Origin of the sequence: Pseudomonas sp. GZD-222, assembly GCF_049310525.1 — a bacterium.
Lineage (GTDB): Bacteria > Pseudomonadota > Gammaproteobacteria > Pseudomonadales > Pseudomonadaceae > Aquipseudomonas.
On sequence record NZ_JBMOWO010000120.1, the window covers coordinates 1 to 10,510 of the forward strand.

The following is a 10,510-nucleotide window of genomic DNA, read 5'->3' on the forward strand; positions in this document are numbered from 1 at the left end:
ATGCCGACAGAGGAAGAAGACATGGCCAAAACCTCTTAGACTCAACGAGTGAGAGAACTTTGGCTTGGCCCACGCTTGTGATTCGAGATTTGGCCCTCATCCAACTGTTCGGGCTCTCGCCAAAGTGGAACGGTGAATGGCAGTTTGTGCTCCTACACGTGCTCTAGGCACCCCGGATTAGCAACTTGCCATTCACCGCTCTCACCTCAGATTCTATTCCTACCTCAAGACACAAGCGGATTTATCCGCGATGGACTGCGCAGCAGGCCCTTTTTTTTGGGGCCGCTACGCGCCCCATCGCGGATAAATCCGCTCCTACAGGTCAGGCGCCCATGGCCTCACGAATGTCCGTGGCCAGTTCACGCACTCGCGCCTCATCGGTATCCCACGAGCACATGAACCGCGCTCCGCCGCTACCAATGAAGGTGTAGAAGCGCCAGCCCTTGTTGCGCAAGGCTTCCAGTGCCGGTTCCGACATCTGCAGGAACACGCCGTTGGCTTCCACCGGGAACATCAGCTCCACGTCTGGGATGTCGCTGACCAACTCACTGAGCAACTGTGCACAACGGTTGGCATGGGCGCCGTACTTGAGCCAGGCGCCAGTCTCCAGCAAACCGACCCAAGGGGCAGACAGAAAGCGCATCTTCGAGGCCAGCTGACCGGCCTGCTTGCAGCGGTAGTCGAAGTCTTCGGCCAGCTTGCGGTTGAAGAACAGGATCGCTTCACCCACGGCCATGCCGTTTTTGGTACCACCAAAGCACAGCACATCGACACCGGCTTTCCAGGTCAGCTCGGCTGGCGAGCAGCCGAGGTAAGCACAGGCGTTGCTGAAACGCGCGCCGTCCATATGCAGGTTCAGCCCCAGCTCCTTGCACGTGGCGCTGATCGCCTTGAGCTCTTCGGGGCGGTAGACGCTGCCCACTTCGGTGGCCTGGGTGACGGTCACTACCCGCGGCTTGGGGTAGTGGATGTCCTGGCGCTTGAGCGCGACTTCGCGGATCGATTCGGGGGTCAGCTTGCCGGCCACACTGCGGGCGGTGAGCAGCTTCGAGCCGTTGGAGAAAAACTCCGGGGCGCCGCACTCGTCGGTCTCGACGTGGGCGGTTTCTGAACAGATCACGCTGTGATAGCTCTGGCACAGCGACGACAGCGCCAGGGAGTTGGCCGCCGTGCCGTTGAAGGCGAAGAACACTTCGCAGTCGGTTTCGAACAGTTTGCGAAAGTACTCGGCAGCGCGGGCGGTCCATTGGTCGTCGCCGTAGGAACGGTCGTGACCCTGGTTGGCTTTTTCCATGGCGGCCCAGGCTTCCGGGCAGATACCTGAGTAGTTGTCGCTGGCGAATTGCTGGCTTTGATCTGTCATGACACTGTCCTGTGAACGACGCAGAACCGCACTCTAAACCATTGCTGAATCGGTTGCCTATACAGGCCCTTCGCGGCGGTCCGGCGCCCGGTAAATCCGCTCCTACAGGCTGTAGGAGCGGATTTATCCGCGAAGGGCAAAAGCCAATGTCGTAAACGCACCTTTGTGTGGCGTCCATAGGCATCTGGGCTGTCTGCGTCGGGCATAGCATCGCTGCAAAAGGGCAATTGCCCCACAAGACCCTATGCCGCTGCCGGGAGAGACGCGATGTTCAGCAAGCAAGACCAGATCCAGGGTTACGACGATGTGCTGCTGGCGGCAATCAACGCCGAAGAACAGCGCCAGGAAGATCACATCGAACTGATCGCCTCGGAAAACTACACCAGCAAGCGCGTCATGCAGGCCCAAGGCAGCGGCCTGACCAACAAATACGCTGAAGGCTACCCGGGCAAGCGTTACTACGGCGGTTGCGAGCATGTCGATAAAGTCGAGCAGTTGGCCATCGACCGCGCCAAGCAGCTGTTCGGTGCCGACTACGCCAACGTCCAGCCGCACTCCGGCTCCTCGGCCAACAGCGAGGTGTACCTGGCCCTGCTGCAGGCCGGTGACACCATCCTCGGCATGAGCCTGGCCCACGGCGGGCACCTGACCCACGGTGCCAAGGTGTCGTCGTCGGGCAAACTGTACAACGCCGTGCAGTACGGCATCGACACCAATACCGGGCTGATCGACTACGACGAAGTCGAGCGCCTGGCCGTTGAGCACAAGCCGAAGATGATCGTCGCCGGGTTTTCGGCCTACTCGAAAACCCTCGATTTCCCACGCTTCCGTCAGATCGCCGACAAGGTCGGCGCCTATCTGTTCGTCGACATGGCCCACGTTGCCGGCCTGGTTGCCGCTGGCCTGTACCCGAACCCGCTGCCTTACGCCGATGTGGTCACCACCACTACCCACAAGACCCTGCGCGGTCCACGTGGCGGCCTGATCCTGGCGCGCAGCAACGAAGAGATCGAGAAAAAGCTCAACGCTGCAGTGTTCCCAGGTGCCCAGGGCGGCCCGCTGATGCACGTGATCGCCGCCAAGGCCGTGTGCTTCAAGGAAGCGCTGGAGCCGAGCTTCAAGACCTATCAACAGCAGGTGATCGACAACGCCCAGGCCATGGCCAAGGTGTTCATCGAGCGCGGCTTCGATGTGGTCTCCGGCGGCACCGATAACCATCTGTTCCTGGTCAGCCTGATTCGCCAGGGCCTGACCGGCAAAGACGCTGACGCAGCACTTAGCCGCGCCAACATCACCGTCAACAAGAACGCCGTGCCCAACGACCCACAGTCGCCGTTCGTCACCTCGGGCCTGCGTATCGGTACCCCGGCGGTCACCAGTCGTGGCTTCAAGGTTGCCCAGTGCGTGGAGCTGGCCGGCTGGATCTGCGACATCCTCGACAACCTTGGTGATGCCGATGTCGAGGCCGATGTTGCGAAGAACGTGTCGGCACTCTGTGCAGATTTCCCGGTTTATCGCTGAGTGGTTCAGGAGTGAAGACTATGCAACGTTACTCGGGCTTCGGCCTTCTCAAGCACTCACTGAGCCACCACGAAAACTGGCAGCGCATGTGGCGCACACCGACACCGAAAAAGGTCTACGACGTGGTCATCGTCGGCGGTGGCGGCCACGGCCTGGCCACGGCTTACTACCTGGCCAAGGAACACGGCATTACCAACGTTGCAGTGGTCGAGAAAGGCTGGCTGGGCGGCGGTAACACTGCGCGCAACACCACCATCGTGCGCTCCAACTACCTGTGGGACGAGTCGGCGCACCTCTACGAGCACGCCATGAAGCTCTGGGAAGGGCTGTCGCAGGACATCAACTACAACGTGATGTTCTCCCAGCGCGGGGTCTACAACCTTTGCCACACCCTGCAGGACATTCGCGACTCCGAACGCCGGGTCAGTGCCAACCGCCTCAATGGCGTCGACGGCGAACTGCTCAACACCCAGCAGGTCGCCGACGAAATCCCTTACCTGGACTGCTCGAAAAACACCCGCTATCCAATCCTCGGCGCCACCGTGCAACGGCGCGGCGGTGTCGCCCGTCACGATGCGGTGGCCTGGGGCTACGCGCGTGCCGCCGATGCCTTGGGCGTGGACCTGATCCAGCAGACTGAAGTGATCGGCTTTCGCAAGGAAAACGGCGTGGTCATCGGCGTCGAGACCAACAAAGGTTTCATCGGTGCCAAACGCGTCGGTGTGGTCACCGCCGGTAACTCCGGGCACATGGCCAAGCTTGCCGGCTTCCGCCTGCCGATCGAATCGCATCCGCTGCAGGCGCTGGTGTCCGAGCCACTCAAGCCGGTCATCGACAGCGTGATCATGTCCAACGCCGTACACGGCTATATCAGTCAGTCGGACAAGGGCGACCTGGTCATCGGTGCTGGTATCGACGGCTGGGTCGGTTACGGCCAGCGCGGTTCGTACCCGGTGATCGAACACACCCTGCAGGCCATTGTTGAGATGTTCCCGATTCTTTCGCGGGTGCGCATGAACCGCCAATGGGGCGGCATCGTCGATACCACGCCGGACGCTTGCCCGATCATCTCCAAGACCCCGGTGAAGAACATGTTCTTCAACTGCGGCTGGGGCACCGGCGGCTTCAAGGCCACCCCAGGCTCGGGCAACGTTTTTGCCGCCAGTCTGGCCAAGGGTGAAATGCACCCGCTGGCCAAACCTTTTTCCATCGACCGTTTCCACAACGGTGCTCTGATCGACGAACACGGCGCCGCCGCTGTCGCCCACTAACAGGAGAAATCCCCATGTTGCATATCTTCTGTCCCCACTGCGGCGAACTGCGTTCCGAGGAAGAATTCCACGCCGCAGGCCAGGCGCACATTCCACGGCCGCTGGACCCTAATGCCTGCACCGACGAGGAGTGGGGCGACTACATGTTTTTCCGCGACAACCCCCGTGGCCTGCACCACGAACTGTGGATTCACGCTGCCGGGTGCCGCCAGTACTTCAACGCCACCCGTGACACGCTGACCTACGAAATTCTGGAAACCTATCCTATCGGCGCCAAGCCGCAGGTGACCGGTAAAAACACCAGCCCGCAGTTGGCAGTCAGTGGTCAGGGAGAAAAGGTATGAGCCAGGTCTATCGCCTGTCCAACGGCGGTCGTATCGATCGCAGCAAAGTCTTGAACTTCACCTTCAATGGCCAGACCTACCAGGGCTATGCCGGTGACACCCTGGCCGCCGCCTTGTTGGCCAACGGCGTGGACATCGTCGGGCGCAGCTTCAAGTACTCGCGCCCGCGCGGGATCATCGCCGCGGGTTCCGAAGAGCCGAACGCGATCCTGCAGATCGGCGCCAGCGAAGCCACCCAGGTGCCCAACGTGCGCGCCACCCAGCAGGCCCTGTACGCCGGCCTGGTGGCCACCAGCACCAACGGCTGGCCGAGTGTGAACACCGACGTCATGGGGATTCTTGGCAAGGTCGGCGGCAAACTGATGCCGCCGGGCTTCTACTACAAGACCTTTATGTACCCGCAGTCGTTCTGGATGACTTACGAGAAGTACATCCGCAAGGCTGCCGGCCTGGGTCGCGCACCGCTGGAAAACGATCCGGACAGCTACGACTACATGAGCCAGCACTGCGACGTGCTGGTGGTTGGTGCCGGCCCTGCCGGCCTCGCTGCGGCATTGGCCGCGGGCCGCAGCGGCGCGCGGGTGATCCTCGCCGATGAGCAGGAAGAATTTGGCGGCAGTCTGCTCGACAGCCGTGAAACCCTTGATGGCAAACCGGCCGCCGAATGGGTCGCCAGCGTAGTTGCCGAGCTCAAGGGTATGCGCGAAGTCACCCTGTTGCCACGGGCTACGGTCAACGGTTACCACGACCACAACTTCCTCACCATCCACGAGCGTCTGACCGACCACCTGGGCGACCGCGCCCCGATCGGCACCGTGCGTCAGCGCATGCACCGGGTGCGTGCCAAACGTGTGGTGCTGGCGACCGGCGCCCATGAGCGTCCGCTGGTGTATGGCAACAACGATGTGCCGGGCAACATGCTGGCCGGCGCGGTATCTACCTATGTACGTCGTTATGGCGTGGCGCCGGGTCGTAACCTGGTGCTGTCGACCAACAACGACCATGCCTATCGCGTGGCGCTGGACTGGCATGACGCCGGCCTGAAAGTGGTCGCCATCGCCGATGCCCGTCACAACCCGCGTGGTTCGCTGGTCGAGGAGGCACGGGCCAAGGGCTTGCGCATTCTCACCTCCAGCGCAGTGATCGAATCCCGAGGCAACAAGCACGTCACCGCCGCCCGCGTTGCCGCCATTGACGTCAACGCGCACAAAGTCGCAAGCCCCGGCGAATGGCTGGACTGCGACCTGGTGGCCACCTCCGGTGGCTACAGCCCGGTGGTGCACCTGGCTTCGCACCTGGGCGGCAAGCCGATCTGGCGTGAAGACATCCTCGGCTTCGTACCTGGCGATGCACCGCAGAAGCGCGTGTGTGTCGGTGGCATCAACGGTGTGTTCGCCCTTGGCGACACCCTGGCCGACGGCTTCGAAGGTGGCGTGCGCGCTGCAACCGAAGCCGGCTTCAAGGCCGTGCAAGGCACGCTGCCGAAAGTCCTGGCGCGTCAGGAAGAAGCCACGGTGGCACTGTTCCAGGTGCCCCACGACAAGAACACCGCTCGGGCACCGAAGCAGTTCGTCGACCAGCAGAACGACGTCACCGCCGCCGCCATCGAACTGGCGACGCGTGAAGGTTTCGAGTCGGTCGAACACGTCAAACGCTACACCGCGCTGGGCTTCGGTACCGATCAGGGCAAGCTCGGCAACATCAACGGCTTGGCCATTGCTGCGCGTTCCATGGGCATCACCATCCCGGAAATGGGCACCACCATGTTCCGCCCCAACTACACGCCGGTCACCTTCGGCGCGGTAGCAGGGCGCCATTGCGGTCACCTGTTCGAACCGGTGCGCTTCACTGCACTGCATGCCTGGCACCTGAAGAACGGCGCCGAGTTTGAAGACGTTGGCCAGTGGAAACGGCCGTGGTACTTCCCGCGCAACGGCGAAGACATTCATGCGGCGGTGGCCCGTGAGTGCAAGGCGGTACGCGATAGCGTCGGCCTGCTCGATGCCTCGACCCTGGGCAAGATCGATATCCAGGGCCCGGACGCCCGCGAGTTCCTCAACCGCATCTACACCAACGCCTGGACCAAGCTCGACGTCGGCAAGGCCCGCTACGGCCTGATGTGCAAGGAAGACGGCATGGTCTTCGACGACGGCGTAACCGCTTGCGTTGGCGAAAACCACTTCATCATGACCACCACTACGGGCGGCGCCGCGCGTGTGCTGCAGTGGCTGGAGATCTACCAGCAGACCGAATGGCCGGACCTCAAGGTGTATTTCACCTCGGTGACCGACCACTGGGCGACCCTGACCCTGTCCGGGCCGAACAGCCGCAAGCTGCTCAGCGAAGTGACCGATATCGACCTGGACAAGGACGCTTTCCCGTTCATGAGCTGGAAAGAAGGCCTGGTGGCTGGCGTGCCAGCGCGGGTGTTCCGGATTTCCTTTACTGGCGAACTGTCGTACGAGATCAACGTCCAGGCCAACTACGCCATGGGCGTTCTGGAAAAGATCGCCGAGGCCGGCAAGCAATACAACCTCACCCCTTACGGCACCGAGACCATGCACGTACTGCGGGCCGAGAAGGGCTTCATCATCGTCGGCCAGGACACCGACGGCTCGATGACCCCGGATGACCTCAACATGGGCTGGTGCGTAGGCCGTACCAAGCCGTTCTCGTGGATCGGCTGGCGCGGGATGAACCGTGAAGACTGCGTGCGTGAGAACCGCAAGCAACTGGTCGGGCTGAAACCGGTCGACCCGACCCAGTGGCTGCCGGAAGGTGCGCAACTGGTGTTCGACCCGAAACAACCGATCCCGATGGACATGGTCGGTCACGTGACCTCCAGCTATGCCAGCAACTCCCTGGGCTATTCCTTTGCCATGGGTGTGGTGAAAGGCGGGCTCAAGCGTATCGGCGAACGGGTTTACTCGCCCCAGGCTGATGGCAGCGTGATCGAAGCGGAGATCTGTTCTTCGGTGTTCTTCGATCCGAAAGGCGAGCGCCAGAACATCTAATGCATGTAGGAGCGGATTCATCCGCGATGGACGACAACGTCGTCCCGGTTCCCGATCCCGAAGGGGGACGCTAGCGCGTCCCATCGCGGATAAATCCGCTCCTACGCCACATTCGAATTTAGAGATAGGTGCCCCATGAGCACGATCAACGTCTACCAGCAACGCCCCGGCAACGACGCCAAAGCCGAGTCGCCACTGCACCACGCCGACCTGCCCAGCCTGGTCGGCAAGGGCCGCAAGAACGCCGGGGTGACCCTGCGTGAACACAAGTTTCTCGGTCATCTGACCCTGCGCGGCGACGGCCGTGATCCGGCGTTTGCCGGCGGCGTGTTCAAGGCCCTGGGCCTGGAACTGCCGGTGGCACTGACCGTGGTCGCCAACGGCGAGATGTCGCTGCAGTGGTTGGGCCCGGATGAATGGTTGCTGATTGTCCCGGGCGGCCAGGAGTTCGCGGTCGAGCAGAAACTGCGCGACGCCCTCGACGGCCAGCACATCCAGGTGGTCAATGTCAGCGGCGGACAGACCCTGCTGGAACTCAGCGGCCCCAACGTGCGCGAAGTGCTGATGAAATCTACCAGCTACGATGTACATCCAAACAACTTCCCCGTCGGCAAGGCCGTGGGCACGGTGTTCGCCAAGTCGCAACTGGTGATCCGCCGCACCGGCGAGGAAACCTGGGAACTGCTGATTCGCCGCAGTTTCTCCGACTACTGGTGGCTGTGGCTGCAGGACGCGGCAGCTGAATACGGTTTGAGCATCGAGGCCTAGGGAGAGTCGTCATGAGCCGAGCACCGGACACCTGGATTCTCACCGCTGACTGTCCGAGCCTGCTCGGCACGGTAGATGTGGTGACGCGTTATCTGTATGAGCAGCACTGCTACGTCACCGAGCACCATTCGTTCGATGACCGGCTGTCCGGGCGCTTCTTCATTCGCGTGGAATTCCGTCAGCCGGATGACTTCGACGAAGCGAGTTTTCGCGCCGGCCTTGCCGAACGTGGCGAGGCCTTCGGCATGCTGTTCGAGCTGACCGCGCCCAAGCACCGGCCGAAAGTGGTGATCATGGTATCCAAGGCCGATCACTGCCTAAACGACCTGCTCTATCGCCAGCGCATCGGGCAATTGAGCATGGACGTTGTGGCGGTGATCTCCAACCATCCCGACCTTGAGCCGCTGGCCCAGTGGCACCGCATTCCCTATTACCACTTCGCCCTGGAGCCGCACGACAAGCCGGCGCAGGAGCGCAAGGTGCTGCAGGTGATCGAGGAGTCTGGTGCCGAATTGGTGATCCTTGCCCGCTACATGCAGGTGCTGTCGCCGGAGCTGTGCCGCAAGCTCGATGGGTGGGCGATCAACATCCATCACTCGTTGCTGCCAGGCTTCAAGGGCGCCAAGCCCTATCACCAGGCCTATAACAAAGGCGTGAAGCTGGTAGGGGCGACGGCTCATTACATCAACAACGATCTCGACGAAGGGCCGATCATTGCCCAGGGCGTGGAGTCGGTTGATCACAGCCATTATCCGGAGGACCTGATCGCCAAAGGCCGGGATATCGAGTGCCTGACCTTGGCGCGGGCGGTGGGGTATCACATTGAGCGGCGGGTGTTTTTGAATGCCAACCGGACGGTAGTGCTCTAGCAGATTTGCAGAAGATTCCAGTAATACAGCGCAGCCCTTGGGCCGCGCACTTTGCACCGCTACATAACAACAAACTTTAGCGAGGTAAAAGCATGTCTGGTAATCGTGGTGTGGTGTATCTCGGCGGCGGTAAGGTCGAGGTGCAGAAAATTGACTACCCGAAAATGCAGGATCCGCGTGGCAAGAAGATCGAGCACGGGGTGATCCTCAGGGTGGTCTCCACCAATATCTGTGGCTCCGACCAGCACATGGTCCGGGGTCGTACCACGGCCCAGGTCGGCCTGGTGCTGGGCCATGAAATCACCGGTGAAGTGATCGAAAAAGGCCGCGACGTGGAAAACCTGCAGATCGGCGATCTGGTCTCGGTACCGTTCAACGTCGCCTGTGGCCGCTGCCGCTCCTGCAAGGAACAACACACCGGCGTCTGCCTGACCGTTAACCCGGCCCGTGCCGGCGGTGCCTACGGTTATGTCGACATGGGCGACTGGACCGGTGGCCAGGCCGAATACGTGCTGGTGCCTTATGCCGACTTCAACCTGCTAAAGCTGCCCAACCGCGACAAGGCCATGGAGAAGATCCGCGACCTGACCTGCCTCTCCGACATTCTCCCGACCGGTTATCATGGCGCAGTGACGGCGGGTGTTGGCCCAGGCAGCTCGGTGTACATCGCCGGCGCCGGTCCTGTGGGCCTGGCGGCGGCCGCTTCGGCACGTTTGCTCGGGGCTGCGGTGGTAATCGTCGGTGACGTCAACCCGGTGCGTCTGGCGCACGCCAAGGCCCAGGGCTTTGAAATCGCCGACCTGTCTCAGGACACCCCGCTGCACGAACAGATCGCCAATCTGCTGGGCGAGCCGGAAGTGGACTGCGCGGTGGATGCCGTGGGCTTCGAAGCCCGTGGTCATGGTCATGCCGGTGCCAAGCACGAAGCACCGGCGACGGTGCTCAACTCGTTGATGGGCGTGGTCCGCGTTGCTGGCAAGATCGGTATTCCCGGCCTGTATGTCACTGAAGACCCGGGAGCAGTGGATGCCGCAGCGAAGATCGGCAGCCTGAGCATCCGCTTCGGTCTGGGCTGGGCCAAGTCGCACAGCTTCCACACTGGCCAGACCCCGGTGATGAAGTACAACCGCCAGCTGATGCAGGCAATCATGTGGGACCGGATTAACATCGCTGAAGTGGTAGGGGTGCAGGTGATCAGCCTGGATCAGGCGCCTGAAGGATATGGCGAGTTTGATGCCGGGGTGCCGAAGAAATTCGTTATCGATCCGCATAAGCTGTTCAGCGCCGCCTGAGGCCATCGCGGGGGAAACACCCCCTCCCCCACAGTTTTGGTTCTCCCTGGGGGGGAGGGGGTTTCCCA

General features: G+C 61.9%; 8 protein-coding genes. 7 read left to right on the forward strand and 1 reads right to left on the reverse strand.

Annotation, left to right across the window (positions count from 1 at the left end; genetic code table 11):
* Window positions 1-322: 322 nt before the first annotated feature.
* Complete coding sequence (locus tag ACO6VD_RS23155; RefSeq protein ID WP_422422320.1) at window positions 323-1,363, reverse strand: low specificity L-threonine aldolase; 1,041 nt, start codon at window positions 1,361-1,363, stop codon at window positions 323-325.
* A gap of 267 nt (window positions 1,364-1,630) precedes the next feature.
* Between ACO6VD_RS23155 and glyA the strand changes: the two genes are divergently transcribed.
* The 7 genes from glyA to fdhA all read left to right on the forward strand — a co-directional run bounded on the left by glyA (window position 1,631) and on the right by fdhA (window position 10,442).
* Entirely contained in the window at window positions 1,631-2,884 is a 1,254-nt protein-coding gene (glyA, locus tag ACO6VD_RS23160) for a serine hydroxymethyltransferase (protein WP_422422321.1), read from the forward strand.
* A 20-nt stretch (window positions 2,885-2,904) separates the two neighbouring features.
* The gene (locus tag ACO6VD_RS23165; protein ID WP_400170242.1) at window positions 2,905-4,155 is read left to right on the forward strand and encodes a sarcosine oxidase subunit beta family protein; all 1,251 of its coding nucleotides are present in this window, start codon (window positions 2,905-2,907) and stop codon (window positions 4,153-4,155) included.
* A 14-nt stretch (window positions 4,156-4,169) separates the two neighbouring features.
* The gene (locus tag ACO6VD_RS23170; protein ID WP_422422322.1) at window positions 4,170-4,499 is read left to right on the forward strand and encodes a sarcosine oxidase subunit delta; all 330 of its coding nucleotides are present in this window, start codon (window positions 4,170-4,172) and stop codon (window positions 4,497-4,499) included.
* Complete coding sequence (locus tag ACO6VD_RS23175) at window positions 4,496-7,513, forward strand: sarcosine oxidase subunit alpha (RefSeq protein ID WP_422422323.1); 3,018 nt, start codon at window positions 4,496-4,498, stop codon at window positions 7,511-7,513. The genes ACO6VD_RS23170 and ACO6VD_RS23175 overlap by 4 nt, the downstream gene beginning before the upstream one ends.
* A 135-nt stretch (window positions 7,514-7,648) precedes the next feature.
* Window positions 7,649-8,281, forward strand: coding sequence for a sarcosine oxidase subunit gamma (locus ACO6VD_RS23180; RefSeq protein WP_422422324.1), 633 nt, complete (start codon window positions 7,649-7,651; stop codon window positions 8,279-8,281).
* 11 nt (window positions 8,282-8,292) lie between these two features.
* On the forward strand, window positions 8,293-9,150 hold the full coding sequence (gene purU / locus ACO6VD_RS23185; protein WP_038605855.1) for a formyltetrahydrofolate deformylase: 858 nt from the start codon (window positions 8,293-8,295) through the stop codon (window positions 9,148-9,150).
* Window positions 9,151-9,242: 92 nt separating this feature from the next.
* On the forward strand, window positions 9,243-10,442 hold the full coding sequence (gene fdhA, locus ACO6VD_RS23190) for a formaldehyde dehydrogenase, glutathione-independent (RefSeq protein ID WP_136474137.1): 1,200 nt from the start codon (window positions 9,243-9,245) through the stop codon (window positions 10,440-10,442).
* The last annotated feature ends 68 nt before the right edge of the window (window positions 10,443-10,510 follow it).